26 protein-coding genes and 1 riboswitch are annotated in these 26,631 nt (G+C 37.6%); of the genes, 16 read left to right on the forward strand and 10 right to left on the reverse strand.

Going from position 1 to position 26,631, the window contains the following annotated elements; all coding sequences use genetic code 11:
* A partial coding sequence (locus M983_RS13470) for a beta-propeller fold lactonase family protein (protein ID WP_157091966.1) occupies nt 1-194 on the forward strand: 194 nt, incomplete at its 5' end.
* 80 nt (nt 195-274) lie between these two features.
* Here the strand turns inward: M983_RS13470 and bioA are convergent.
* Entirely contained in the window at nt 275-1,549 is a 1,275-nt protein-coding gene (bioA, locus tag M983_RS13475; RefSeq protein ID WP_066751881.1) for an adenosylmethionine--8-amino-7-oxononanoate transaminase, read from the reverse strand.
* 102 nt (nt 1,550-1,651) lie between these two features.
* Here bioA and bioB point away from each other — a divergent pair, with 102 nt between their 5' ends.
* The 6 genes from bioB to M983_RS13505 all read left to right on the forward strand — a co-directional run bounded on the left by bioB (nt 1,652) and on the right by M983_RS13505 (nt 8,889).
* The gene (gene bioB / locus M983_RS13480) at nt 1,652-2,689 is read left to right on the forward strand and encodes a biotin synthase BioB (RefSeq protein WP_066751884.1); all 1,038 of its coding nucleotides are present in this window, start codon (nt 1,652-1,654) and stop codon (nt 2,687-2,689) included.
* A complete protein-coding gene (gene bioF / locus M983_RS13485) occupies nt 2,689-3,852 on the forward strand; it encodes an 8-amino-7-oxononanoate synthase (RefSeq protein ID WP_066751887.1) in 1,164 nt (387 codons plus the stop codon). The genes bioB and bioF overlap by 1 nt, the downstream gene beginning before the upstream one ends.
* Nucleotides 3,827-4,591 (forward strand): malonyl-ACP O-methyltransferase BioC, encoded by a 765-nt coding sequence (bioC, locus tag M983_RS13490; protein WP_066751889.1) that lies wholly within the window; start codon nt 3,827-3,829, stop codon nt 4,589-4,591. Before bioF ends, bioC begins: the two co-directional genes overlap by 26 nt.
* Nucleotides 4,584-5,261 carry a dethiobiotin synthase gene (bioD, locus tag M983_RS13495; protein WP_066751892.1) on the forward strand — a complete coding sequence of 226 codons (678 nt, stop codon included), beginning with the start codon at nt 4,584-4,586 and terminating at the stop codon, nt 5,259-5,261. The genes bioC and bioD overlap by 8 nt, the downstream gene beginning before the upstream one ends.
* Before the next feature lie 473 nt (nt 5,262-5,734).
* On the forward strand, nt 5,735-7,744 hold the full coding sequence (gene uvrB, locus M983_RS13500) for an excinuclease ABC subunit UvrB (RefSeq protein WP_066751895.1): 2,010 nt from the start codon (nt 5,735-5,737) through the stop codon (nt 7,742-7,744).
* Nucleotides 7,745-7,944: 200 nt separating this feature from the next.
* Entirely contained in the window at nt 7,945-8,889 is a 945-nt protein-coding gene (locus M983_RS13505; protein WP_066751898.1) for a DUF1266 domain-containing protein, read from the forward strand.
* Nucleotides 8,890-8,996: 107 nt separating this feature from the next.
* On the opposite strand, the gene yvcK is transcribed toward M983_RS13505, so the two are convergent.
* Nucleotides 8,997-9,950 (reverse strand): uridine diphosphate-N-acetylglucosamine-binding protein YvcK, encoded by a 954-nt coding sequence (gene yvcK / locus M983_RS13510; protein ID WP_066751901.1) that lies wholly within the window; start codon nt 9,948-9,950, stop codon nt 8,997-8,999.
* 278 nt (nt 9,951-10,228) lie between these two features.
* Nucleotides 10,229-10,363, forward strand: a riboswitch (molybdenum cofactor riboswitch).
* Between yvcK and moaA the strand changes: the two genes are divergently transcribed.
* The 5 genes from moaA to M983_RS13535 all read left to right on the forward strand — a co-directional run bounded on the left by moaA (nt 10,353) and on the right by M983_RS13535 (nt 13,477).
* A complete protein-coding gene (gene moaA / locus M983_RS13515; protein WP_066751904.1) occupies nt 10,353-11,333 on the forward strand; it encodes a GTP 3',8-cyclase MoaA in 981 nt (326 codons plus the stop codon). It overlaps the preceding riboswitch by 11 nt.
* A 40-nt stretch (nt 11,334-11,373) precedes the next feature.
* Nucleotides 11,374-11,853: a cyclic pyranopterin monophosphate synthase MoaC gene (moaC, locus tag M983_RS13520; protein ID WP_066751907.1), complete on the forward strand. Its 480-nt coding sequence runs from the start codon at nt 11,374-11,376 to the stop codon at nt 11,851-11,853.
* Nucleotides 11,850-12,095 carry a molybdopterin synthase sulfur carrier subunit gene (gene moaD / locus M983_RS13525; protein WP_066751909.1) on the forward strand — a complete coding sequence of 82 codons (246 nt, stop codon included), beginning with the start codon at nt 11,850-11,852 and terminating at the stop codon, nt 12,093-12,095. Before moaC ends, moaD begins: the two co-directional genes overlap by 4 nt.
* 1 nt (nt 12,096) lies before the next feature.
* Entirely contained in the window at nt 12,097-12,558 is a 462-nt protein-coding gene (gene moaE / locus M983_RS13530) for a molybdopterin synthase catalytic subunit MoaE (RefSeq protein WP_066751911.1), read from the forward strand.
* A 208-nt stretch (nt 12,559-12,766) separates the two neighbouring features.
* Nucleotides 12,767-13,477: a Bax inhibitor-1/YccA family protein gene (locus tag M983_RS13535; RefSeq protein ID WP_066751913.1), complete on the forward strand. Its 711-nt coding sequence runs from the start codon at nt 12,767-12,769 to the stop codon at nt 13,475-13,477.
* A gap of 142 nt (nt 13,478-13,619) precedes the next feature.
* On the opposite strand, the gene M983_RS13540 is transcribed toward M983_RS13535, so the two are convergent.
* The 5 genes from M983_RS13540 to M983_RS13560 are packed head-to-tail and all read right to left on the reverse strand — an operon-like array spanning nt 13,620 to nt 19,364.
* Entirely contained in the window at nt 13,620-14,729 is a 1,110-nt protein-coding gene (locus M983_RS13540; RefSeq protein ID WP_066751916.1) for an ABC transporter permease, read from the reverse strand.
* A gap of 12 nt (nt 14,730-14,741) precedes the next feature.
* Entirely contained in the window at nt 14,742-15,893 is a 1,152-nt protein-coding gene (locus M983_RS13545; protein ID WP_066751919.1) for an ABC transporter permease, read from the reverse strand.
* Nucleotides 15,890-17,653 (reverse strand): ATP-binding cassette domain-containing protein, encoded by a 1,764-nt coding sequence (locus M983_RS13550; protein ID WP_066751922.1) that lies wholly within the window; start codon nt 17,651-17,653, stop codon nt 15,890-15,892. The genes M983_RS13545 and M983_RS13550 overlap by 4 nt, the downstream gene beginning before the upstream one ends.
* Nucleotides 17,654-17,667: 14 nt before the next feature.
* Entirely contained in the window at nt 17,668-18,654 is a 987-nt protein-coding gene (gene hlyD / locus M983_RS13555; protein ID WP_066751925.1) for a secretion protein HlyD, read from the reverse strand.
* Nucleotides 18,655-18,665: 11 nt separating this feature from the next.
* Entirely contained in the window at nt 18,666-19,364 is a 699-nt protein-coding gene (locus M983_RS13560; RefSeq protein ID WP_066751928.1) for a CerR family C-terminal domain-containing protein, read from the reverse strand.
* Nucleotides 19,365-19,717: 353 nt separating this feature from the next.
* On the opposite strand from M983_RS13560, the gene rhlE reads away from it, so the two are divergent.
* From rhlE to M983_RS13575, 3 genes are all read left to right on the forward strand, one after another.
* Nucleotides 19,718-21,091: an ATP-dependent RNA helicase RhlE gene (gene rhlE, locus M983_RS13565; protein WP_066751931.1), complete on the forward strand. Its 1,374-nt coding sequence runs from the start codon at nt 19,718-19,720 to the stop codon at nt 21,089-21,091.
* 9 nt (nt 21,092-21,100) lie between these two features.
* Nucleotides 21,101-22,033: a tRNA dihydrouridine(16) synthase DusC gene (gene dusC, locus M983_RS13570; protein WP_066751934.1), complete on the forward strand. Its 933-nt coding sequence runs from the start codon at nt 21,101-21,103 to the stop codon at nt 22,031-22,033.
* Nucleotides 22,034-22,233: 200 nt separating this feature from the next.
* Nucleotides 22,234-22,482, forward strand: a complete 249-nt coding sequence (locus M983_RS13575; protein ID WP_066751937.1) for a GlsB/YeaQ/YmgE family stress response membrane protein — start codon at nt 22,234-22,236, stop codon at nt 22,480-22,482.
* A gap of 66 nt (nt 22,483-22,548) precedes the next feature.
* On the opposite strand, the gene sseA is transcribed toward M983_RS13575, so the two are convergent.
* Nucleotides 22,549-23,394 carry a 3-mercaptopyruvate sulfurtransferase gene (sseA, locus tag M983_RS13580; protein ID WP_066751940.1) on the reverse strand — a complete coding sequence of 282 codons (846 nt, stop codon included), beginning with the start codon at nt 23,392-23,394 and terminating at the stop codon, nt 22,549-22,551.
* 13 nt (nt 23,395-23,407) lie between these two features.
* Entirely contained in the window at nt 23,408-23,590 is a 183-nt protein-coding gene (locus tag M983_RS13585) for a lipase chaperone (RefSeq protein ID WP_066751943.1), read from the reverse strand.
* 369 nt (nt 23,591-23,959) lie between these two features.
* On the opposite strand from M983_RS13585, the gene dinG reads away from it, so the two are divergent.
* Nucleotides 23,960-26,068, forward strand: a complete 2,109-nt coding sequence (dinG, locus tag M983_RS13590) for an ATP-dependent DNA helicase DinG (protein ID WP_066751946.1) — start codon at nt 23,960-23,962, stop codon at nt 26,066-26,068.
* Between the two features lie 71 nt (nt 26,069-26,139).
* Here dinG and dps read toward each other — a convergent pair.
* On the reverse strand, nt 26,140-26,631 hold a 492-nt coding region (gene dps / locus M983_RS13595; protein ID WP_066751949.1), incomplete at its 5' end, for a DNA starvation/stationary phase protection protein Dps.

A 26,631-nucleotide genomic window follows, 5' to 3' on the forward strand; every position in this document is an offset into this window, starting at 1 on the left:
ATTATTATCCAACGCAAACACAGCCTCGTGGATTTTCGATTGATAATATTGGCAAATATTTAATTTCGAGTGGTCAAAAATCAGATGCTGTTTCGGTTTCACACATTGATAAATATACAGGAAAACTAACACCGTTAGCGCAATATCCTGTAGGAAAAGGCCCAATGTGGGTAACGGTTGTAGCTAAAGCTTGATCGTATCATTTTATTGAGCAATAAATTAATGCCTCTTGTGAGTATCTTTTAAGATTGATAGCAAGAGGCATTTTTATTTGTTAATTATGACTAATAACTTTTGCCATTGCTTGAGTCAGCGTTGTAAGTGCTTTTTCACTGATAATATAAGGAGGCATAATATAAATTAATTTACCAAAAGGCCTTATCCATACACCTTCATCGACAAACCTTTTTTGTAATATTGCCATTTCTACAGGCTCTTTCATTTCAACTACGCCAATTGCGCCTAATACGCGAACATCAGCCACTTTTTCAGCATCTTTTAACGGCAATAGTTCTTTTTTTAATTGTGCTTCTATGGTGCTGACTTGTTGTTGCCATTCTCCTGTTTCTAACAGCGCTAAACTTGCATCAGCAACAGCACAAGCGAGTGGATTTCCCATATAAGTAGGGCCATGCATAAAACAACCCGCATCACCTTGGCTGATGGTTTTGGCTATATGTCGTGTTGTTAATGTGGCTGATAATGTCATATATCCCCCTGTTAGGGCTTTGCCTACACACATAATATCAGGGGCAATATCAGCATGTTCACAAGCAAATAGCTTTCCTGTTCTACCAAACCCTGTAGCAATTTCATCTGCGATTAATAGCACGTTAAATTCATCACAAAGCGCTCTTGTTTGTTTTAGGTATTCAGGATGATAAATACGCATACCACCAGCACCTTGCACTATAGGCTCTAACATTACGGCTGCGATTTCTTGATGATATTGCTCTAATGTTTGACGTAATGGCACGATGTCTTGAGGATCCCAAATATCATAAAAACCCGTTTGAGGCGCTTCAACAAATAGATGATTAGGTAAATAACCTTTGTAGAGACTATGCATCGAATTATCAGGGTCACACACTGACATTGCACCAAACGTATCACCATGATAGCCCCGTTTTAATGCCACAATACGTTGGCGCTTTTCACCTTTTGCTTGCCAATATTGCAATGCCATTTTTAGAGCTACTTCCACGGCCACTGAACCTGAATCAGCTAAAAATATACATTCTAGCGGTTTTGGCGTTATGGCTAATAGTTTTCTACAAAGTGCGACTGCTGGTGGATGAGTAATGCCACCAAACATCACATGAGCCATATTTTCGAGTTGTTTTTTAATAGCATCATTCAGTGTTGAATGATTATAACCGTGAATAGCTGCCCACCAAGATGACATGCCATCAATAAGTTTTTTTCCATTAGATAAAGTGAGCTCAACACCATTCGCACTTACTACAGGGTAAGCTGGAAGTGGTGTACTCATTGAGGTGTAAGGGTGCCAGATATGGCGTAAATCAAAATCAATATCATCAGGTGTCATTCTATTATTCACTTACTGTTGTAAACCTATTTTATCAAATTTAGTTGACATGATAACCCTATTATTTAAACTGGCAATCACTTTTGTATAGGAGAATGTATTGTGAGTACACAAAAAAACTGGACAGTAAAAGAAGCTAGAGCGTTGTTTGATATGCCATTTTTGGATTTGATTTTTCAAGCACAACAAGTACATCGTCAATATTTTGACCCTTCACAAATTCAAGTCAGTACTTTGCTTTCGATTAAAACAGGTGCTTGCCCTGAAGATTGTAAATACTGCGCTCAAAGTGCTCGCTATAAAACAGGGCTAGAAAAAGAACGTCTGATGGAAGTGCAACAAGTTATTGAATCTGCGAAAAAAGCAAAAGCAGCAGGTTCTACACGTTTTTGTATGGGGGCTGCTTGGCGTAATCCTCATGAACGAGATATGCCTTATCTTGAACAAATGGTGAAAGAAGTAAAGGCATTAGGTATGGAAACTTGTATGACCTTGGGTAAATTAGATGATTCACAAGCAAGTCGTCTTGCTGATGCTGGGCTTGATTTTTATAACCATAATCTTGATACCTCACCTGAATTCTACGGCAGTATTATTACCACGCGAACTTTTCAAGATAGACTTGATACGCTTGATAAAGTACGTAATGCCGGGATTAAAGTTTGCTCTGGTGGAATTTTAGGATTAGGTGAAGAAGTAAAAGATAGGGCAGCAATGCTTGTTCAATTAGCCAACTTACCGCAACCACCAGAAAGTGTTCCTATTAATATGCTCGCAAAAATTAAAGGAACACCTATGGCTAATAACGATGATGTCGATCCTTTTGATTTTATTCGTACTATTGCCGTTGCTCGTATTATGATGCCTCGTTCTTATGTACGTTTGTCAGCAGGTCGTGAGCAAATGAGTGAGCAAACACAAGCATTCTGTTTTATGGCTGGTGCAAACTCTATTTTTTATGGCTGTAAGCTATTAACCACAACTAACCCAACTGAAGATAAAGACCATCAATTATTCCGCAAGCTAGGACTAAACCCTGAAAAATTAGCCGTTTCAGTAGGTGATAATCAGCAAGAAGAAATGCTAATGCAGGCTGTTGCTAACAAAGATACTGAACAATTTTATAATGCGGCGCTGTAATGAACTGGGACACGTATTTACACCAAAGCCTTGAAGCACGATTAAATACGCCATTATGGCGTCAGCGTCGTGCAATTAAAGGTTCTGATGGCCGGTTTTTAACCACCTTATCAGATGAAAAATATCTAAATTTTTCAGGTAATGATTATTTAGGTATCAGTCACCATCCTGACGTTATTCAAGCGTGGCAACAAGGAGCCAATAGCTATGGTGTTGGTAGCGGTGGTTCAGGGCATATAACGGGATTTACAAAGGCACATCAGCAATTAGAACAAGCACTAGCTCAATGGCTTGGTTATGATAATGCATTACTTTTCTCATCAGGATATAGCGCAAATCAAGGTGTTATTACCGCATTATTAGAAAAAAATGATGCCATTATTGCAGACAAACTTTGCCATGCTTCTTTAATGGAAGCGGCAACATTATCGCCAGCAACGCTTTGGCGCTTTTTACATAATTCTCCAGATTCTTTATCTCAGCGTTTAAATAAACTCACCGCGACAAAAACACTGGTTGTTACTGAAGGTGTTTTTAGTATGGATGGTGATAAAGCACCGTTAAAAGAAACTGCAAAAATAAGCCAAGCTCATAAAGCTTGGTTAATGGTTGATGATGCTCATGGTATTGGTGTATTGGGTGAGCAAGGAAAAGGCAGTTGCTCTTTAGCAAATATCAAACCTGAATTATTAGTTGTCACTTTTGGTAAAGCATTTGGTATCAGTGGTGCTGCCGTTCTTTGTAATCAACAAACCGCTGAGTTTTTTGAGCAATATGCACGTCATCTTATTTACAGTACCGCAATGCCACCTGCACAAGCGGTTGCTATTGATCGTGCTCTCACTGTTATTCAATCCGCTGATGAAAAAAGAGATTATTTAAAACAATTAATAGCCTTATTTCGTGAAGGTGTTGCTTCATTACCCGTTAAATTATTACCCTCGGAAACCGCAATTCAACCTTTAGTTATTGGTGATGAACAATTATGCCAAGCGCTTTCGGATTATTTGCAAGATAGAGGTCTTTGGGTTAAAGCGATTTTTCCACCAACGGTTCCACCACAAAGCGCTCGCTTACGCATTACATTAACAGCGCGTCATCATATTTCCGATATTATGCAGCTTATCGAGACTCTTCATGCTTTCTTCCGTCAAAACAGATAAACAACGCATTGCAAACACATTCGGCAAAGCCGCTCATCATTATGATAAATATGCCAATATTCAGCGCTACAGTGGCAATAAGCTTATGGATTTAGCTTGTCATCAAAATGGATATCTTGTGCTTGATGCGGGGTGTGGAACGGGTTATTTCAGCGAGAAATGGCGACAAAAAGGCAAAAGCGTTATTGCACTAGATTTGTCTCATCAAATGTTGCAAGTAGCACGGCAACAACAGCGTGCTGATTACTATATTCAAAGTGATATTGAGCACTGCGCTATCATGCCTAATTGCATTGATATTGCCTTTAGCAACCTTGCTATACAGTGGTGTGATGATTTATCTCTCGCTATCAATAACTTAATGACTAAGGTCAATACCCATGGTGCGCTTTATTTTTCGACTCTAGCAACATCTACTTTAAAAGAGGTAAGAGAAGCATGGCATCAGCTTGATAATTACCCACATGCTAATCCTTTTTTATCTGTTGATGAGATAAAAACAGCGTGTAGTGGGTATCAATCGACATTTTTTACTGAAACCGTCATTGAGCGTTACTCCTCATTATCAGCGCTTTTTACCTCTTTAAAAGGTGTTGGCGCTAATTTTGTTCAAGGTGAACGCCATAAAGGATTAATGACAAGACAAAAATTGCGTGACTTAGAACAAGTATGGCAAACAACATCAGGACATTATCTATTAACTTATCAACTTGTTATAGGGAAAATATCTCATGGCTAAAACATGGTTTTTAACAGGCACTGATACTGAGGTTGGAAAAACAGTAGTCAGTCATGCATTATTACAATGTGCTACAAATGAAGGATATCGAACAGCAGGATATAAACCCGTTGCCTCAGGGAGTGAATGGCTAGATGAAGGATTACGTAACGCTGATGCTTTAACTTTACAACATGCTAGTTCAGTAAAGTTGGCCTATCAACAAGTTAATCCATATTGTTTTGAAGAGCCCACATCGCCCCATATTGTTAGCCAAAAAATGAACCAGCCTATTGATTTTAACGTATTGTCAAAAGGCTTATTTGAGTTACAACAACATGCTGATTGGGTATTAGTTGAAGGTGCTGGTGGTTGGTTTACGCCATTATCAGATAAGCAGTTTTTTTCAGATTGGGTTATCGCTGAAAATTTACCTGTTATTTTAACAGTAGGGATTAAGTTAGGTTGTATTAATCACGCACTGTTAACTCAGCAGGCTATTCTTCAATCCGGATTAACGTTAGCAGGGTGGGTAGCAAATGAAGTTGAGGTACCTGGTCCTAATCAAAAAGAGTATATCGAAACATTAAAACGACATATTAATGCGCCACTATTAGGTAAAATACCTCACTTAAGCGAAATTAAAGGTCATAATTTTAACTTTTATCTCACTCTTTCTCAGCTAAACTGAAAGATTAAACATAACGATAGGAGAAATGCTAAAATTTATTTTTCATCTCATTAAAAAATAAAAAAATAAATTTTTAATCATTTTTGACGATATTTTTTTTAGAAAAAAAAGACGTAACTTACCGTTGAATAACAACTTTGTGCAGTTATCCACTATTCCTGTGGATAACCTTGTGTATTACCATTATAAAAATACGTAAGATCGAGATAAGACAAGGCATAGCTGAAGATTGGTGTTATTCTCAACTTTTATTTTAAATTCTTTAATTTCAATTCGTTAAATAAAATCAAGAGTGCAATAAAACAAGCTGCTTATCTAGAGATGATTCATAAAATAGAGGTTGCATTTTTCAAAAAAATCTATTTTTAAATCTGGGGATAACTTAAGTAGATTATTCAACCTTTTTTATGAGATAGAGATTGAAGCTGGATTTTTATCCAGTATTATAAGGTGGTCAGCAAGGAGATGAGAATATGAGCAAAGTTTTTAAACTGCATTCTGAATTTAAACCCGGTGGAGATCAACCAACAGCTATCGCTTCATTATGTGAAGGGTTAGAAGATGGTCTCGCTCATCAAACTCTTTTAGGGGTAACGGGTTCTGGTAAAACATTCACCATTGCCAATGTGATTGCAAATCTTAATCGGCCAACAATGGTGCTTGCGCCAAATAAAACCTTAGCCGCTCAACTTTATAGTGAGATGAAAGAGTTTTTCCCTGAAAATGCAGTGGAATACTTTGTTTCTTATTACGATTACTATCAGCCTGAAGCTTATGTACCTAGCTCTGATACCTTTATTGAAAAAGATGCATCAGTTAATGAACATATTGAACAAATGCGGTTATCAGCGACAAAAGCATTGCTAGAACGCAAAGATGTTATTGTTGTGTCATCAGTATCTGCCATTTATGGTTTAGGTGATCCTGATAGCTATTTGAAAATGATGCTTCACCTCACTAATGGCATGATTATCGATCAACGATCGATTTTACGTCGATTAGCTGATTTGCAATATACCCGTAATGACCAAGCCTTTCAGCGTGGTACATTTCGTGTACGAGGTGAAGTTATTGATATTTTTCCTGCTGAATCTGATGATTATGCACTACGTGTTGAGTTATTTGATGATGAGGTTGAGCGTTTATCCCTATTTGATCCATTAACAGGGCAAATCCACTACAATGTACCCCGTTTTACGGTTTATCCTAAAACGCATTATGTAACACCGCGTGATCGCATTCTTGATGCAATGGAAAAAATTAAAGAAGAACTTGCTGATCGAAAAAAAGTATTATTAGCAAATGATAAATTGGTTGAAGAGCAACGCGTTTCACAGCGTACCCAATTTGATTTAGAAATGATGAATGAATTGGGATATTGTTCAGGTATTGAAAACTACTCTCGTTATCTATCAGGACGAGGTCCTGGAGAACCGCCTCCAACCTTATTTGACTATTTGCCTGCTAATGGTCTTTTAGTCATTGATGAATCACACGTTACCATTCCTCAAATTGGTGGTATGTATAAAGGCGACCGTTCTCGTAAAGAAACATTAGTTGAATATGGCTTTCGTTTACCTTCTGCGTTAGATAACCGACCTTTACGTTTTGAAGAATTTGAAGCGTTAGCACCACAAACAATTTATGTATCTGCCACACCGGGTAAATATGAATTAGAAAAATCAGGTAATGATATTGTTGAGCAAGTGGTTAGGCCTACAGGATTACTTGATCCTATCGTTGAAGTTAGACCCGTTGCGACTCAAGTGGATGATTTACTGTCAGAAATTCGTATTCGCGCAGCTAAAAATGAGCGCGTATTAGTCACAACATTAACAAAACGTATGGCGGAAGACTTAACAGAATATCTTGAAGAGCATGGCGAGCGTGTGCGTTATCTTCACTCTGATATTGATACTGTAGAGCGTGTCGAAATTATTCGTGATTTACGTTTAGGTGAGTTTGATGTGCTGGTGGGGATTAACTTGTTAAGAGAGGGATTAGATATGCCTGAAGTCTCTCTCGTTGCGATTTTAGATGCAGATAAAGAAGGGTTTTTACGTTCTGAACGTTCTCTTATTCAGACTATTGGGCGAGCTGCACGTAATCTCGAAGGTAAAGCCATTTTATATGGCGATAGAATAACCGATTCAATGGCTAAAGCTATTGGTGAAACAGAACGCCGACGTGAGAAACAGCGACAATTTAATCTTGAGCATGGTATTACACCAAAAGGCCTTAATAAAAAGATTGGTGATATTCTTAAAATTGGTCAACCAACGCAAGGTCGCAATAAGAAAGGTAATAAATCAGTTGATACTCATGATAATTACCCTATGTTATCAACTCAAGAGTTAGAAAAAGAGATCCAACGCCTAGAAGCTGAAATGTATCAACATGCTAAAGATTTAGAATTCGAAAAAGCCGCTAATACGCGTGATAAGCTTCAATCATTGCGAGAGCAATTTATTGCTAATTCTTAATAAGACTAATGACGCTATTTGTAAATAAAACAATAATAGAAGATAAAAGGACAGGTTTTTGTATTAGCCTGTCTTTTTATCTTTAATCTTTTTATTTTTGCCTAAATTGATATTCCCTTAATAGCGCTCACCTGTTTAAATATCACAATAAACAAAGAGTCTATTATTTACAAAGATAAAAAAGACATTAAGGACAATGAATGGCTATTGATATTTTTTCAGTGTTTCCCAAATACATTGGTGCAGTTATTGGTATTATTTTCCTTGTGATACTTTTTAGGTGGCTACGTAAGGTTGCAATACAAGATAGTGAACTTTCGCCGTCAATGCCTGTAAATCAGGAAATTTTAGAAACCAAAGTAACATCAAATCAGTTATTGCCTGTTGAGTGGGGATTATACGTTGCAGCGCCTTATGCTGAAATGAATGGGTGGGCATATAACGAATATCGACAAGGCGAAGATGACGGTGGATTATCTGCTGCATGGGGAGTTAATGATCGTTGGGATTTAATTTATCAGCTCTTCTGGCTATTAACACAAGGCCATACTAACGATTTTTATCAACTTCGGGATCAACTTTTTAACAGTACAGAAGATGATATTCAATCACTAAAAAACGAGATTTTACTCTCTGATTTAACCGAAAACGACAAAAATGAACGGTTATGGCAAATTGATATGATGAGTACAAATCGTATGAATATTCAAAATACTAAATACCTCATTTGGGATCTTTGTCGTTTCAGTAAACTTTGTTTAGAAGGTTGTCAGCAAGGCTATATTACACAACAAGAAGCTCAAACATGGTCATTAATGAGTGCCTCTATGTTGCGTCGTATTTATGATGGCTGGGATGATATGTGGAAAAATTTTATTACCACTCGTTGGTTTTGGGCAAGTGGTGATCCTAACTGGTCTGCTTCTCATCAAACGTTTTCTGATACAATTGATAATATTATTAATGACAAAAATACGTTGGCAACCCAAGAAAATTGGGAGTTAGAATTACCGCCATTAGATTTAATATCATTTTCTCGTGCTGTAGCGGGATTAGGATTTATGAAAGATGATATTCCAATGACATTATCTGAAATTGAAGAAGCAATTAGCCAGCGTATTACATTAAAAAAGCTCAATAGCTAATATATTGAAAGTTTAAATAGTCTTGTTAGTTTGTCATCGCCCTTTATTAATAATAAGTATAATAAAGGGCGATTTTTATTATCTGAAACAGCTAATTAGCAAAAAATTTATTTATTGCTAATTAATGAATTTGCTTGAGAAGTTGAATTACGCTGACCGAGTTGTTGTAGCGTTAACTCAATCGCTTTACTCAATAAATGCCTATCATGACGATAAGGAATATCTTTAGCTTCTAATTGCGCCTGAACAATTAATCGATTTTTTATTGATTCATATTGTGTTTCAGGGCTAATTATTACTGCATCAATAGTTTGCAATCCAATATAGTTTTCCATCATTGTAATTTTATCGGACATTGTCATTGATGCAGCCGCAGGGCTTAATTCTTTACCTAAATTACCAATGTAAATCGTTGTCGCACTACTACGGCGCAAAGCCTGAGCTAAATCAGGGAGCAACAGTAATGGCATTAAACTTGTAAAAAAGCTACCAGGACCAATCAAGATAAGATCGGCTTGTTCTATCGCCTCAATCGCTTCTCGTGTTGTTGAGACTTTAGGGTAAAGATCTAATTTTTGAGGAACTTTAGGTAAATTATCAACATTTACTTCACCATAAATTTCATGGCCTTGATCATCAATTGCCATTAAATCAACAGCTTGTTCTGACATAGGTATAAGATGAGCATTCACCCTTAATAATCCACGAACGAGATTGATGGCTTCTAAAGGACGAACACTTAAATTATCTAATGCTTTAAGCATTAAATTACCAAGATTATGCCCTGCGAGTTCACCATTACCTGAAAAACGGTATTCAAACATCGCAGAAGCAACAGAAGGTTCGGTTATCAATTGATTAATACAATTGCGCATATCACCCCAAGCAATACCGCCTTCTTCTTTACGAATGCGACCTGTAGAGCCACCGTTATCGGTTGTTGTTACGATACCTGTTAGCCGAGTACCTAAATAGGAGAGTGCGGAAAGCACACGTCCAAGGCCATGACCACCACCAAGAGCAACGACACGATCTAAATCACTTAGCGTGCGATTTCGCATATTTATCCTGTCTATTTTTTTAAAATTGTGGCTAATTTATCACAATTAAAATTTAAGCCTATGATCACGGCATGATTTCATCACATTCTTAATTTGATTTCACTATAAGTTGGTTGTAATTTAATCAATTAATATGATGGTATATGAGCAAATTATTACAACAATGTATCGTAACTCGTTGTATTATAAATTATATAGCGAAAACAGTAGTCGCTTTTTTAAAGTTTTAGAGGTAGAATCCACACTAAAGATATTGGTATAACAAGCCTGTCAAAAACAGGTTAATTTAACTCCTAGCCTTAGCGTCTAAGTCGATTGATATGATGTTCTGGCCGTGACTAAAACGTCACCAGGGTGCAAGGTAGAAATGCCCGCATCTCCCGAATTTGGAAAGGTGTTACTATGCAACAACTCGTTGATGCGTTTTCGCGCAAATTTTTCTATTTACGTCTTTCAATAACAGACGTCTGCAATTTTCGCTGCACATATTGCTTACCTAACGGCTATAAGCCAAATGGTCATAAATCATTTCTTTCTCTTGATGAAATTCGTCGAGTCACACAGTCTTTTGCTGCATTAGGCACTGAAAAAATTCGCCTAACAGGCGGCGAGCCGACAATGCGTCGTGATTTTACCGATATCATTGCAACCATTAATGCAGAGCCTGCAATTAAAAAAATAGCCGTCACGACAAATGGCTATCGTTTGGCGCGTGATGTTGCGCAATGGCGTGATGCGGGTTTAAGTGCAATCAATGTCAGTGTAGATAGTCTCGATCCTCGTCAATTTCATGCCATTACAGGGCAAAATAAATTTAAAGAAGTGATGGCGGGTATTGATGCCGCATTTGAAGCCGGTTATAAAAAAGTCAAAGTAAACGTTGTGCTGATGCGCAATGTTAATGATAAAAATCTGCCAAAATTTCTCAATTGGATCAAAGATAGACCTATTCAACTCCGTTTTATTGAATTAATGGAAACAGGGGATGGTAGCGATGTATTTCAACGTTTCCATCTTTCTGGCGAAGTTATTCGTCAGCGTTTATTCAATGAAGGGTGGTTACAAATTCCTCGCGCTCGAAGTGACGGTCCTGCTCAAGTGTTTACTCATCCTGATTATCAAGGCGAAATTGGTCTTATCATGCCTTATGAAAAAGATTTTTGCGTAACCTGTAACCGTTTACGCGTTTCTGCTATGGGTAAACTTCATCTTTGCTTATTTGGCGAAAATGGTATTCCTCTACGTGATTTATTAGAAGACGACAGCCAACAAGACGCATTACAACAGCGCATTCAGGGCGGTCTTCTTCATAAAAGAGAAACACATTTTCTTCATCAAGGCGATACAGGAATCACTCCGAATTTATCCGTTATTGGTGGATGATTTTCTCGCTTTCTTATTCGATTAATTTCAGGAGTTGTGCATGTCTCAACTAACTCATATCAATGCCGCTGGTGAAGCTCACATGGTGGATGTTAGTGCTAAAGCTGAAACAGTAAGAGAAGCACGAGCTGAAGCTTTTGTTGAAATGTCAGCAGAAACACTCGCTATGATTATGCAAGGTAAACACCACAAAGGGGATGTTTTTGCTACGGCACGTATTGCGGGTATACAAGCGGCTAAAAAAACATGGGAATTAATCCCGTTATGTCATCCTTTATTACTGACTAAAGTTGAAGTGCAATTAGAAGCTCAACCAGAACAACAACGTGTTCGCATTGAATCAGTATGTCGTTTAACCGGCAAAACTGGGGTTGAAATGGAAGCATTAACAGCGGCGTCAGTTGCTGCATTAACCATTTATGATATGTGTAAAGCTGTTCAAAAAGATATGGTTATTGGTCCTGTGCGATTGCTAGAAAAAACAGGCGGTAAATCAGGTCATTTTAAGGTACAAGCATGATTAAAGTTCTCTTTTTTGCTCAAGTTCGTGAATTAGTTGGCGTTGACTCATTAGAATTAAATTGTGATTACGCAACGATTAATGATTTACGTAAGGCACTTATAGAAAAGGGTGATCGTTGGGCTCTAGCGCTTGAAGATGGTAAATTGCTATCTGCTGTAAACCAATCTTTTGTTCAAGGCTCTTACTTGATAACTGATGGTGATGAAATTGCATTTTTCCCACCCGTTACAGGGGGTTAATATGAGTGGTGAAACTCGTATTTCTGTTCAAACTCAACATTTTAGTATGAGTGATGAATATCAATGGCTATCTGCGTGTGAAAGTGATGGCGCAGTTGTCACTTTTACAGGAAAGGTGCGTAATCATAATTTAGGGGATGATGTTAGCGCATTAACACTTGAACATTACCCAGGTATGACAGAAAAAGCGCTTAATGACATTGTGGCGCAAGCTCGTGTTCGTTGGCCATTACAGCGTGTGAGTGTGATACACCGTATAGGAACGCTACAAGCTGGTGAAGAAATCGTGTTTGTTGGTGTCACTAGTGCTCATCGTAATAGTGCATTTGAATCTGCTGAATTTATTATGGATTTCTTAAAAACCAAAGCACCGTTTTGGAAAAAAGAAGGCTTGTCAGAAAATAAAACGCGTTGGGTTGATGCCCGTCAAAGTGATCATGATGCAGCTGAACGTTGGAAATAAAACCCTCGCTTTATAACTCGCATAAATAAAAGATGACGTTGTTTTACCTTTATTTATCTGATGGTGGCATTTCATACGGTTTAATTCGTGGAAATGTAAAATCAGTGTGATAAAATTGAAATCAGGGAGCCATATTTTGGCTTGTCACTGAAATAAACGTTATCTCTAAACCTACTAACGTTATCACTATGATTAAAGGGTAATCATCATGGATCGATTTTCACGTTCAAATGATTCAATAGTACAGCGCACAGGTTCTGGCCTACAAACCTTTATGGCTCAGATTTATGGTTGGATGACTGTTGGACTATTACTGACTGCGTTTGTTGCACTTTATGTTGCATCAAGCGAGCAATTATTATCATTAATTTTTTCTAGCAATATCACCTTTTTTGGTCTGATTATTGCGCAACTTGCGCTTGTTTTTGTACTGTCTGGCATGGTGCATAAAATGAGTGGCGCACTTGCGACAACTCTGTTTATGCTTTATTCCGCGTTAACAGGTGTGACTATTTCAAGTGTATTAATTGTCTATACAGCATCATCTGTTGCGAGCACTTTCTTTATTTGTGCTGCTATGTTTGCTGCTTTAAGCGTTTACGGTTATACCACTAAACGTAGCTTATCGGGTATGGGTAGCTTCCTGTTTATGGGGCTTATCGGTATTATCATCGCGTCTGTTGTTAATATCTTTATGAAAAGCTCGATGATGAGTATGGTTATCTCCTATGCGGGTGTGTTAATTTTCGCAGGTTTAACCGCTTACGATACCCAAAAATTAAAAGATATGGGTAGCCAAATAAACCAAGATGATAAAGAAAATATGCGTCGTTACTCAATCATGGGCGCTTTAACGCTGTATTTAGACTTTATCAACTTGTTCTTAATGTTATTGCGTATTTTAGGCGATCGTCGTTAATTTTAACGATAACGCAAAACTCGTTATAACGAAAAAATCCCACAACTATGATGGTTGTGGGATTTTTGTATCTAGCGATTATAGATAAGAAAAAGTAAGCCAGCTTATTTATCTTTTATTTCAGTTTATTAAAACTATTATTTTAAGCAATCTTACGTCTAAAGAGATAATAAGCGATAGAGCCGGTGCCGATTGCGATAACAAATAAAGGCCATAAATCATGCCATATCACGGTGATATCAGCGTTTTTGAGATAAATTTGTTTTGTGATATCAGTAAAGTGACGAATAGGGTTTATCCATGTGACGTTTTGTAACCAAACTGGCATATTCTCAACAGGGGAAACATAACCTGAAAGCAATACAGCCGGCATCATAAAGACAAAAACACCAATAAAAGCTTGTTGTTGAGTTGAGCTTAGTGCTGATATAAGTAAACCAAATCCCACCAAAGATAATCCATAAACTAGCATTGTAAAATAAAACAATAATAGCGAACCAGAAAATGGAATTTGATAGCCAAAAATACCAATAATAAGCACAATAGAACCTTGAACCGCAGCGACAACCATTGCTGGCACGGCTTTACCCACAAAGATTTGCCATGTTGAAAGCGGTGAAACTAAGAGTTGATCTAATGTGCCTTGTTCTCGCTCTCTTGCAACAGAAAGTGAAGTCACAATCATTACCCCAATTGTAATTATCAATGCCACTAATGACGGCACAATAAACCATTTATAATTTAAATTAGGGTTATACCAATTGCGTACGATTAATTCTGTTTTATTGATTAAAGAAGGGGTGTTACTCGCTAATTCAGATTGATAGTTTTGAACAATTTGTTGCACATAATTTGCGGCAATTTGTGAGCTATTTGAGTTTCTACCATCTAAAATTAATTGTAGTTTTGTTGGCACACCTTGTATTAAATCAGCGCTGAAATGTTGAGGGAAGCGGACTAATAATAGTGCTTTACGATTATTAATAGTCTCACTAATTTCATGCTCATTTTTCAGTAATAACGTAGTCGAAAAGGCACTGGCTTTCGCTATCCTTTGCGTTAGTTCGATAGATTGACTACCGTTATCTTCATCGAAAATTGCGATGGTGGCATTAGTTACGTCTAACGTAGCTGCAAATGGGAATAAAATCATTTGAAAAATAACGGGAATAATAAGAATTACCCGAGTTTGTGGCTCTTGTAATAAGGCCTGTAACTCTTTCATGATCAAGGTAAGAAGTCGATAAAACATAAATATTCTCCCTTAATCGAGTCGACGACGTGTTGCTAACGCCGTTAAGCCGATAAAAAAGATAGCACAGACAATCAGTAGCCACATATCTAGCATTAATATCAATGGAATATCACCAGCTAAAAAGAGTGTTTGTAAACTACTGACAAAATAACGAGCAGGAATAAAGTAAGTCACTATCTGAATAAAGAAAGGCATACTATCAATTTCAAACACAAAACCCGATAACATCACTGCGGGTAAAAAAGCGGCATTTAAAGAAATCATAGCAGCATTAAATTGATTGCGAGTCAGTGTTGATATTAATAAACCCATCCCTAATGCTGTTGCTAAAAAAAGAGAGGTCATGCCCGCTAAAATCCACAATGAACCTCGATAAGGCACACCAAGAACAAAAACCGTGACAATCATACAAAGGATCATGACAAAACTGCCTAATACTTGGTAAGGAATAAGCTTCGATAATAAGAGTTCAGTACGTGTGATTTGTGTTGAAAGTAGTGCTTCCATAGTGCCACGTTCCCATTCACGAGCAATTACAAGGGACGTTAAAATAGCGCCTACAACGGTAATAATGATGGTAATAGCACCAGGAATAATATAATGCTGGCTTATGGCTGCGGGGTTAAACCAATAGCGAGGTTCTATATCAATTAATGACTGAGTATCAATACCTTTACTGATAGCCTGTTGCTGTAGCCAAATTTGCCAAACGCCTTTAGTATAAGCTTGTACAAAGTTGGCGGTATTGGGTTCACTACCATCAGTAATGACTTGAATAGGCGCTTTAGTATCATGAAGCGCCAATAATTCGGCAAAATTAACAGGAATAACAACAATACCGCGTATTTCACCTGCTTGCATTTTATTGATTAATAATTGGCGATTATCACTAATAGTGGCATTAATATAAGGAGAATTGGTAAAAGTATAAACCAGCTCTTGCGCTGGCTGACTTTGCTGATTGGTGAGTATACCGATATTTAGTTTGCTTGAGTCTAAATTGATACCATAACCAAAAATAAACAGCAGTGTAAGCGGAATAACTATCGCGATTAATGCACTACTAGGATCACGTGTTATCTGTTTTGTTTCTTTTAAACACAAGGCATATAAACGTCGCCAAGAAAAGCTCGCATGTAATGATTGAGACGAATGTTTCATTTTTCGTTCTCCTTATGGTGCTGACTTTCTAGTTTTTTATCGTAATTAAGCACTAAGCCAATAAAAGCATCTTCCATTGATGGTGTTGGATTATCCGTCGTTGCCACCATTTTTTTCAGTTCATCAGGTTCACCAGAGGCGATAATTTTACCTTTATAAACTAAACCAATTCGGTCGCAATATTCAGCTTCATCCATAAAATGCGTTGTAACCATCACAGTTACACCTTTATCAACCATTCCATTGATATGTAACCAGAATTCGCGACGAGTTAGCGGATCAACGCCTGATGTTGGTTCATCTAAAAACAGAATGTCAGGTTCATGCATTAATGAGCAGGCAAGAGCGAGGCGTTGTTTATAGCCTAGTGGTAAAGTTTCTGTCACTTGATTAATCATAGGTTGTAAGCTGAATGCCGTAACCATATCATTTATTTTTTCACGCTGATGTTTGCCATGTAAGCCATAAACACCAGAGAAAAATTTTAAGTTTTGCCCTACTTTTAGATTGCTATAAAGCGAGAATTTTTGAGCCATATAACCTAAATGTTGCCTCGCTTTACCAGAGTCTTTTTTTAGATCCATGCCAAGCACTAATGCTTTACCACTGGTAGGGACTAGCAAGCCACACATCATTTTAAATGTTGTTGATTTTCCAGCACCATTTGGACCTAGTAAGCCAAAAATTTCACCTCGCTTAACTTGGAAATCAACATGATCAGTCGCTGCAAATTGACCAAACATTTTTGTTAATTGCTGAGCTTCAATTACCGTTTCATCGGGCGCTGGTGGTATTTGAGGCATAATATCGGCAAGCTCTGATTTACGAGATGGTCCACCACCTAATAAATCAATAAAAGCATCTTCAAATCGTGGCGTAGCTGGAATTAGCTTCTCATTAGGCATGCCAATTGCTTTAAGTAGCGTATCGTGGTCACACTCTTTTTTTAAAATTAAGCGAACTGATTGTCCTTGAATAACACCATCAGTAACTTGAGGTTGGATAATCGCTTCTTGTAAGACTTTGCGGCGTTGATGACCATCAACTTTCAATAAAAAAGAGCGACCTTCCATTTTCTTTGTGAGTTCTTGAGGTACGCCGCTATAAAGTAATTTACCTTTATTAAGAAGTAAGATATTACGACATTGCTCAGCCTCATCAAGATAAGAGGTACTCCAAAGAATAAGCATACCGTCACTGGCTAATTCATGCACCATTTGCCAAAGTTCACGGCGAGCAATGGGGTCAACACCGACACCGGGTTCATCAAGTAGCAGGACTTTAGGCTTTCCTAATAAAGTACAGGCAAGTCCTAATTTTTGTTTCATACCCCCAGAAAGATTACCCGCTAGGCGAGAAGTAAATGGCGTTAATGACGTAAATGATAGCAACTGCTCGTAGACTTTTTTACGCTCTTCGCCAACAACATTTTTTAGATCAGCGTAAAGATTTAAATTTTCTAATACCGTCAAATCTTCATATAAACCGAATTTTTGAGGCATATAGCCCAAAATAGCTCTAACTTCAACGCCTTGCTTCTGTGGGTTCATCCCTAAAACACGAATATCACCGGCATCTACTTTTAATAAGCCAGCTAACATACGTATTAATGTAGTTTTACCTGCGCCATCAGGGCCTACTAAGCCCGTTACAGAACCACCTGTAATAGTTGCATTCAATGATGCAACAGCAGGCTCATCTAAGCCAGTAAAGCGTTTTTCAACGCCCTCTAAGGTGATTGTATAATCAGTATCAGTCATTTTGCCTCCACCACTTAATGGGTAGGTGCAAATTTTAATGTGACAGGCATACCTTGTCGCAATGCATCATCAGCATCGGTAACCACGATTCTCAATCGATAAACAAGATCGGTTCTAAGCTCAGGGGTTTCAACACTTTTGGGTGTGAATTCAGCCGTTGGTGAAACAAATCCAATTGTGCCGTGATAAGGTTTATCTTTACGGCTATCGGTATAAAGATAAATTTCCCGATTAGGAATCGCTTCACCTAAATGAGGTTCACTAATATAAGCCCTGACCCACACAGGATTGGTGAGTGAAACGGTAAAGACAGGGCTTGCTGCAGATAAATTTGTGCCAGGCTCTACAGCCCGAGTAAGAACGGTCCCTTTAGAAGGCGAAACTAATTTTGTATCTTTTAGATTAAGTTCAGCTTGTGCAACAGCCGCTTTGGCTTGCATCACTTGACCTTTAGCTGCATCAATATCTTCTTTACGATAGCCATTTTGATATTGATCTAATTTATCTTGTGCAGCTTTTAATGCCGCCGCCGCTTGATTGCGATTATTTTTAGCGCTATCTAATTCATTTGCAGAAATGACTTTTCGATTGGCTAAATCTTGTTGGCGTTTATAAAAGTTATTGGCATATTGCCATGCCGCTTGTTTTAAGATGACATCAGATTGCGCTTGCGCAATTTCTTCTGTTCGATAACCCGTTTCCATTAATGCTAATGCGGCGATTGCGCTATCTCGTTCACCATAGGCTTTATTGAGTGCGTTAATATAAGGCACATCATCAAGTTGCCCTAACAATTCGCCTTGCTCAACGAATGCACCTTCATCTACATTAAGTGATTCTAATTTACCTGCGACACGAAAGCTTAAATTAACGGTACGTATATCTACATTTCCATAGAGTATTAACTCAGTCTCTTTGTTTTTTTCATAATAATAGATACCCGCGATAATACCGATAATAATCATTAGGATAATAAAGATACTGATTTTTTTTGTATTCATAATAACTCTACTTAGGCTTTAGCGTTGTTAATATAAATCTCTCTTAATCCGTTGAGCAGTATTGTAATATGTGTTCTTAAGGTATTAGAGATGATTTGATACTCATTTTTACCGATTCTATCCCATCCTGTTTGTCGTAAAATAGTTTCTCTGACTAAACGAAAAGAAAGCACTTCACCTAAAATTGCATGGGTATGTAGCATAGTCGCGGGTAAGGTGGCATCCAAGCCAATATACAGGGCTAGCAATTTATTAATTCGCGTCAAAAGGGGGGATAGAGCCTGTTGATGGATAAGTGAATATGCCTCTGTTGGCACTAATTGTTCCCTTGCCATAATACGACTGAGATGGATATTGGCTTTATCAAGAACAAGCTGGGCATATTGTAAAAAACTATCAGTGATAAGTTGTTGTAAAGCAGGAAGATCTGCAGTTGGATCTGACTTTTCAAGATATTCATCAAGAACAACAACAGTAGGCTCAAAATCGAGGCGAATTAAATCTGCAATATATTGCGCAACGGCAAGATATAACCCGTCTTTTGAACCGAAATAATAAGCAATAGCAGCAATGTTTTGTTGAGCAGCTTGTGCAATTTGTCGGGTAGTTGCGCCATCGGGCCCATTTTTACCAAAGATTTCACATGCAGCTTCCAGCAATTGCCGTTTAGCAAGTTCGCCACGCGTCGTCTTCTGATGAGGTTCTGACATAATAGGTGATACCTTACTTAAGTAAAATGTAACAAAACAAATGATATTAGAAATTGCGGTGACTATGTTTATTATATTCCATGATATTGAGTAAAAGGAAAAATTTGTGACAAATTGTCAAATAAATTTAATTTTTATTAAAAATAGGGCGATTTATTCTTTAAAATAATTTTTATATTCGGAATATAGCAAAAACTGCTAAGATAGGCGTTATTAGGTAACCTGATAAGGTTCATTCTCTTTCATACTTTTTTCTAGAGAGTTATTATAGATAAATATAGATGGTATGAAAGCCTGTCATTTTATAATTTCAATCATCGTGTTATGCGTTCTGGTTGTAGGAGACCACTGTTTTGACTGATTTTACATCGCTTGGCTTAAGTGAGGCGCTTCTTCGTGCCATTGATGAACAAGGATACAAAACCCCAACCCCAATTCAACAACAGGCGATAGAGCCTATTCTAGCGGGAAAAGATGTATTAGCCAGCGCACAAACAGGAACAGGTAAAACAGCCGCTTTTACATTACCGATACTGGAAAAGCTCTCTAATCCTGCGCAAAAAACAAAAGGGCGTCAGTCGGTTAAAGCGCTTATTTTAACGCCAACACGTGAATTAGCTGCACAAATCGCTGAAAATGTGAAAGCGTATAGCCGATATTTACCTATTCGTTCTTTAGTCGTGTTTGGTGGCGTGAGCATTAACCCACAAATGATGAAATTACGTGGTGGTGTTGATGTGCTTATAGCAACACCAGGTCGCTTACTCGATCTTGAACATCAAAACGCAGTCGATTTATCGCAAGTTGAAATTTTAGTTCTTGATGAAGCCGATCGTATGCTGGATATGGGCTTTATTCATGATATTCGTCGTGTTATCAATAAATTACCGAAAAAACGTCAAAATCTACTCTTTTCAGCAACTTTTTCTAAAGAGATTACAGGATTAGCTAACTCATTACTTAGCAACCCTATCAGCATTGCTGTGGCACCTAAAAATTCAGCAGCTGAATCTGTTGATCAATATGTTCATTTAGTGGATAAAAAGCGTAAAACTGAGCTGTTATCTCATCTGATTGGCTTAGAAGATTGGTCACAAGTCCTTATTTTCACGCGCACAAAACACGGCGCTAATAAACTGGCAGAGCATCTTAATTTAGATGGTATTAAATCGGCGGCTATTCATGGTAATAAAAGCCAAGGTGCTAGAACACGTGCATTAGCTGATTTTAAAGACGGCAAATTAAAAGCACTAGTAGCAACCGATATCGCGGCTCGTGGGCTTGATATCGACCAATTGCCTTATGTTGTCAATTTTGAATTGCCACAGGTTGCTGAAGATTATGTACACCGTATAGGTAGAACAGGTCGAGCGGCTGCAACAGGAAAGGCAATATCATTAGTTTGTGTTGATGAACATGGATTATTGGCTGATATAGAGCGGCTCTTAAAACGCCAAATTCCACGTTTAGCATTAGAAGGTTATGATCCTGACCCTTCAATTAAAGCGGCACCTTTACATAAAAAGCCTAAAAATAAAGCACGTAATAAAGATGGTCGTCATTTCTCTAGAAAAGATGGTGATAATCAGGGAAAAGAGGCAAAACAAGGTAAGAATAGCCAATTTAAAAAAGAGAATACACGTAAGCCGTCATCTCGACGCATCTCTAAAAATGAGAACAATCGTGATAATCAAAGCCCTTGGTCTAAGGCGAAAAAAGAGTTCTGAGGCTAAACAGTGCGAGTATTATTAGCGCCAATGGAGGGGGTTTTAGACCCCCTTGTCAGAGATTTATTAACATCGATTAATCATTACGATCTCTGTATTACTGAATTTATTCGTGTTGTTGATTCACTATTACCCCCTAAGGCATTTTATCGATTATGCCCTGAGTTGCAGACACAAAGCCGTACACAAAGTGGCACATTAGTTCGTATTCAGCTATTAGGGCAAAACCCTCAATGGCTTGCTGAAAATGCCTTTAGAGCGGTTTCTTTAGGCTCTTTTGGTGTTGATTTAAATTGTGGATGCCCTTCAAAAACGGTGAATGGTAATGGTGGCGGCGCTTCTTTACTTAAACAACCTGAAATGATATATCAGGCAACAAAAGCAATGCGTAGTGCAGTTCCCTCTGATTTACCGGTGTCTGTTAAAGTAAGGTTAGGTTGGGATTCAACTGAAAAATGTTATGAAATTGCAGATGCAGTTGCACAAGGTGGTGCTACAGAAATTACTATTCATGGTAGAACTAAAGAAGATGGCTATCGTGCCGAAAAAATCAATTGGCAGGCAATTGGTGATATTCGTAAAAAACTAGCTATTCCTGTAATTGCCAATGGTGAGATTTGGAGTCGTGAAGATGCCTTATCTTGTTTAGCGCTAACAGGGTGTGATGCGGTGATGATTGGTCGTGGTGCAATGCATACACCTAATCTAAGTCGAGTTGTGAAAGGTATTGAAAATAGAATGTCATGGAATGACGTTATTTTATTACTTAAACGCTATATTCGTTTAGAAAAGAAAGATGATACAACATATTATCATGCATCAAGAATAAAACAGTGGTTAGGTTATTTACGGAAAGAATATCAAGAAGCAGAAATATTATTTAGCCAAATTCGGACATTAAAAACATCACCGGAAATAGCGCAAGTTATTGATGCTTTATAGCATAAACAAGGCAGTTAGATGTTATCGCGTTTTGAAAAGTACGCGATTTATTTGTAAGAAACTAAGAATATTCGTCTTACATGAATAGAATATTTTATTGATCATAATCAATAATTGGAAAAAAGCTTATTTCCAATTACACTTATAAAGTAGCTCTTATAGATAAATGTATTTATATCATAACTATTCTTGGGGGAATTATGGGAATTATTGCTTGGATCATCTTTGGTTTAATTGCTGGTGTATTAGCGAAATTTTTAATGCCCGGCTCTTATGAAATTGGTCTTATCTGGACTTGTATTTTAGGTATTGTTGGTGCTGTTGTGGGTGGTGCAATTAGTAGCTTCTTTGGTAAAGGCAAAGTCGATGGTTTCAATTTTGGTAGCTTTATTGTTGCTGTAATCGGTGCCATTGTTGTGCTTTATCTTGCTAAGATTTTTGCAAGTTAATTGCCAATAGTAACAATGCAGTACAATAAACCCGCATAATGCGGGTTTACTTTTTTTTGGATAATATTAGCAACTACAAGGTAGTGTGTTATTTTCATCACCCCATTGTGCCCAGGAACCATCATAAAGAGAGAGTGATGAGTGACCTAATACAGCTAATGCTAAAAATAAGATAGCGGCTGTCATGCCTGAGCCACAAGTCACAATAATCGGTTGAGATAAATTAACACCCGCTTGTTCAAAAGCTTTTTTCAATTCATCTTTACTTTTTAATGTGCCTTGAGTGACTAACGTATCCCAAGGCACATTTTTGCTTTTAGGAATATGACCACCACGTAAGCCAGGGCGAGGCTCTGGAGCTCTGGCATAAAATCTATCTGCTGAACGTGCATCTACGACTTGTGCGTGATTTGTTGCTAGATTCTCGATGAGAGCCTCTTTATCAGCACGGCGCGAACTATGGCGATGAGCAATAAAAGGTGTTTTAGCTGGAGTCGTGCTGATTTTACCTTGTTCAACGGCAAATCCTGCATTAATCCAACCTTGTAAACCACCCGCTAAAATACGCACATTTTGACAGCCTAGCGTTGTAAAAGTCCACCAGCCACGAGGTGCAGAGAATAAATTACCTTGATCATACAAAATAACTGTTGTGGTATTCGTTATACCTAATTGGGTTAAGGTGTCTGAAAAAAGCGCATCAGAGGGTAACATATGCGGTAATGATGTTGTTTTATCCGCAATTTCATCCAAATTAAAAAAGTGAGCGTTAGGAAGGTGTTGCTCAAGATAACATTGATGATAATCGATGTTTTGTGTTGGCATTGGCGCACTGACATCAAGAATAACAAGATCAGCATCTTGTTGATGTTCAAATAACCATTTTGGCGTAACAAAATAATCTGATCCCACGATACAACCTCATTTATTTAGTTGATGGTGAACTATCTGGCATTGCAGGGAATTGTTGTGCTGGCGAGGTTTGCTGAGTTTGCTCTGGTTCATGAGGAGTTGTTGAACGTGTATAAATATTTAAACCAGCAAGAAAGACGCCACCAAGGGAGCCAAAAGCGAGGAGTGCGATAACAACAATCATTATTTTTTTCATAATAAAGGGGTCATGTGCAGATGAATGTTACAAAAAAGTATATCGATATATGGGGGTGAAACAAGTCTTAAGTCAGTTTTATTGTTAAATACGAGAGTTAAAAAGGCGTATTTTTTATACATATAAAGAAAAGGTTTTATTAATCGTCTTCTATCTTGTGGATAATAAATATATTTATAATGTAATTAGCGACTTTTTTATGACGATATTAACTAAAAAGTTTGAATTAATTATCTATAACAAAGTGCAATAAGTTCGTGTTGTAACTCATAATTTGATTAAAAGGCGGAGTGATTAAAGGTAACTACTGATTTTTATACAGTGTTATGAGACAATAGCGCACTTTTTTAAATCAGCAATAGAGTGATCATGTCCCTTTCGCAGTCAGTAAAAAATCAGATAAGTCAGTGGTATAAAGCCTTACCAGAGCATATTGATGGCTTTATTCCACGAGCGCCACAGCGACAAATGATTGCTGAGGTGGCTAAGACATTTTCTGATGAGACAGGGCGTCACTTAGTGATTGAAGCGCCAACTGGCGTGGGTAAAACACTTTCCTACCTCATTCCCGGTATTGCGGTGAGCCGTGAAGAGAAAAAACCTCTTATCATCAGTACGGCAAATGTTGCATTACAAGATCAAATTTACAGTAAAGATCTTCCTTTACTGAAAAAAATTATTCCTGATCTCACTTTTACAGGTGCTTTTGGTCGAGGTCGTTATTTATGTCCTCGCAATTTAGAGGCTATTTGTGCCACAGAAGGCGAGCAAATTGATTTAATGTTCTTACTTGAAGATAAAGTTGATGTTGCAACTAGTGCTGAGCGTGAGATTTGCCAAGAATTAAAGAATGATTTTACAAGCTTCGGCTGGGATGGTTTGCGTGACCATCATAAAAAAGCATTAACTGACAGTTTATGGCGCAAAATTAGTACAGATAAAATGAATTGTTTAGGGCGCAATTGTCAGTATTACCATCGGTGTCCTTTTTTTATTGCTCGCCGTGAAATAGATGAAGTCGATGTTGTTATCACAAATCACTCGTTAGTCATGGCGGCAATGGAAAGTGAATCTGTTTTGCCTGATGCAAAAAATCTATTACTTGTACTTGATGAAGGGCATCATATCCCCGATGTTGCACGAGATGCTTTAGAAGTTGAAGGTGAAATTACGCTACTATCATTGAATAATCAGCTTGATAATATCACGCGTCATGTTAGTCAATATTTAGCACAATTTATTCCTGTTAGACCGCCTAAATTAGCCGATCCTATTCGATTTGATGCCCATATTGCTAAATTACGTGAAACTTATCAGGAACTTGATACTTTCACGAACGCTTTATTACCAGAACGCAGTAAACAAGATGAATATCTTTTTCCTTTAGGTGAATTACCAGAACAACTCGCATTAAGTTGTCAGTCACTCTTTAAATTAACCGATGCACTTAAAGGATTATGTGAATCTATTTTAAATGATTTAACAGAACGTACTGCTAAAGAAGATGTGGTACGTTTACATCGTGCTATTTTAACTACCAGCAGAATAGTGGGTTATTTAGAAAATATGTCTAAGTTATGGCGATTGGCTACTTTGGCGCAAAGCTCACAAGCGCCTGTTTCTAAATGGTTAACCCGACGTTATGACAAAAAACAATCACATCTTCATTTTCATTGTGCAGGTATTCGTGTTAGTGAACAGCTAACTCAATTATTGTGGCGTAATATTCCTCATGTGGTTATTACATCAGCCACATTACGCTCGCTAAATAGTTTCTCGCGTATTCAAGAACTAACAGGGTTGAGTGAGCATTTTGACGATCGTTTTATGACGCTGTCATCGCCTTTTATGCATGAAAAACAAGGGAAATTAGTGATCCCCAAAATGCGTTATGAGCCAACAATGAATAATGAGCGTGAACATTTAAAAGAGATGGCCCGTTATTTTAGATATGAAATGACGCAAAATAATCATCGTGGGCAACTTGTTCTTTTTAGTAGCCAACGTGCAATGGATGGTTTTTTAGAAGAGGTGAAAGATTTACGTTTATGCTTATTAGTACAAGGTGATCAACCACGTTATCGTCTTGTTGAAACTCATTGTAAACGTATCGATGCTGGTGATAATAGTGTATTGATAGGATTACAATCTTTCGCAGAAGGGTTAGATTTAAAAGGGGATTATTTAACCCAAGTGCATATTCATAAAATCGCATTTCCACCAGTTACCGATCCTGTCATTATCACAGAAGGTGAATGGCTAAAATCGCTAAAACGCTATCCTTTTGAAGTGCAAAGCTTGCCTAGTGCTTCATTTAATTTAATTCAGCAAGTAGGGCGTCTTATTCGTAGCCATCATTGTAGTGGTGAAATTATTATTTATGATAGGCGATTATTAACGAAAAGTTACGGTTCGCGTTTGCTTAATGCATTACCCATTTTTCCTATTTATCAGCCGGATGTCCCTAATATTGACTAATCATCATACAAAGATAAAAAGACTGCCATAAAGGCAGCCTCTCTAGAGTGATAATAATATTTTTCAGCAAATTAATTTTCAATATTTGCTTCGATAAACCATAAGAATTTATCTAGATCACGTGATGCAGCGGTAAACATATCAGCTGTATCTTCATCTTCTACTTCATCAATTGCTTTACGAATATCATTAGCAACGATAGCATAGCGATCTGCTAGTGCTTTAAGATGCTCTTGTACATCATGAATATCAAGAGGATAAGCTTTTAACGGCGTTTTTTTGCTTACTGTTTGCGCTGTACCTAATACAGTGCCACCGAGTTGAACAACACGCTCTGCAAATTCATCAGTATGCTCATTAATAGTATCGCGGAAGCCATCAACCATTTCGTGTACAGAAATAAAGTTTCTACCACGCATATTCCAGTGAGCTTGTTTTGTGATAAGTGATAAATCAATAAACTGTGTGACCATCTGCTGTAATAATTCAATTGCATGTAGTTTTACACTGTCATCAACATTATTACGTGTATAAAGCAGAGTTGAAGGTGTGGATTTGACTAA

Source organism: Proteus myxofaciens ATCC 19692, from assembly GCF_001654855.1.
GTDB classification, from domain to species: Bacteria; Pseudomonadota; Gammaproteobacteria; order Enterobacterales; family Enterobacteriaceae; genus Proteus; species Proteus myxofaciens.

Excerpts from the sequence above, each read along its gene's own strand:
- M983_RS13560 (WP_066751928.1), bottom strand. The coding sequence starts at position 19,364 with ATGTCAGAACCTCATCAGAAGACGACGCGTGGCGAACTTGCTAAACGG.
- M983_RS13505 (WP_066751898.1), top strand. The coding sequence starts at position 7,945 with ATGGCTATTGATATTTTTTCAGTGTTTCCCAAATACATTGGTGCAGTT.
- moaA (WP_066751904.1), top strand. The coding sequence starts at position 10,353 with ATGCAACAACTCGTTGATGCGTTTTCGCGCAAATTTTTCTATTTACGT.
- M983_RS13535 (WP_066751913.1), top strand. The coding sequence starts at position 12,767 with ATGGATCGATTTTCACGTTCAAATGATTCAATAGTACAGCGCACAGGT.
- M983_RS13540 (WP_066751916.1), bottom strand. The coding sequence starts at position 14,729 with ATGTTTTATCGACTTCTTACCTTGATCATGAAAGAGTTACAGGCCTTA.
- M983_RS13585 (WP_066751943.1), bottom strand. The coding sequence starts at position 23,590 with ATGAAAAAAATAATGATTGTTGTTATCGCACTCCTCGCTTTTGGCTCC.
- moaC (WP_066751907.1), top strand. The coding sequence starts at position 11,374 with ATGTCTCAACTAACTCATATCAATGCCGCTGGTGAAGCTCACATGGTG.
- moaE (WP_066751911.1), top strand. The coding sequence starts at position 12,097 with ATGAGTGGTGAAACTCGTATTTCTGTTCAAACTCAACATTTTAGTATG.
- bioA (WP_066751881.1), bottom strand. The coding sequence starts at position 1,549 with ATGACACCTGATGATATTGATTTTGATTTACGCCATATCTGGCACCCT.
- bioC (WP_066751889.1), top strand. The coding sequence starts at position 3,827 with ATGCTTTCTTCCGTCAAAACAGATAAACAACGCATTGCAAACACATTC.
- M983_RS13545 (WP_066751919.1), bottom strand. The coding sequence starts at position 15,893 with ATGAAACATTCGTCTCAATCATTACATGCGAGCTTTTCTTGGCGACGT.
- hlyD (WP_066751925.1), bottom strand. The coding sequence starts at position 18,654 with ATGAATACAAAAAAAATCAGTATCTTTATTATCCTAATGATTATTATC.
- bioF (WP_066751887.1), top strand. The coding sequence starts at position 2,689 with ATGAACTGGGACACGTATTTACACCAAAGCCTTGAAGCACGATTAAAT.
- uvrB (WP_066751895.1), top strand. The coding sequence starts at position 5,735 with ATGAGCAAAGTTTTTAAACTGCATTCTGAATTTAAACCCGGTGGAGAT.
- yvcK (WP_066751901.1), bottom strand. The coding sequence starts at position 9,950 with ATGCGAAATCGCACGCTAAGTGATTTAGATCGTGTCGTTGCTCTTGGT.
- M983_RS13575 (WP_066751937.1), top strand. The coding sequence starts at position 22,234 with ATGGGAATTATTGCTTGGATCATCTTTGGTTTAATTGCTGGTGTATTA.
- M983_RS13550 (WP_066751922.1), bottom strand. The coding sequence starts at position 17,653 with ATGACTGATACTGATTATACAATCACCTTAGAGGGCGTTGAAAAACGC.
- bioD (WP_066751892.1), top strand. The coding sequence starts at position 4,584 with ATGGCTAAAACATGGTTTTTAACAGGCACTGATACTGAGGTTGGAAAA.
- dinG (WP_066751946.1), top strand. The coding sequence starts at position 23,960 with ATGTCCCTTTCGCAGTCAGTAAAAAATCAGATAAGTCAGTGGTATAAA.
- moaD (WP_066751909.1), top strand. The coding sequence starts at position 11,850 with ATGATTAAAGTTCTCTTTTTTGCTCAAGTTCGTGAATTAGTTGGCGTT.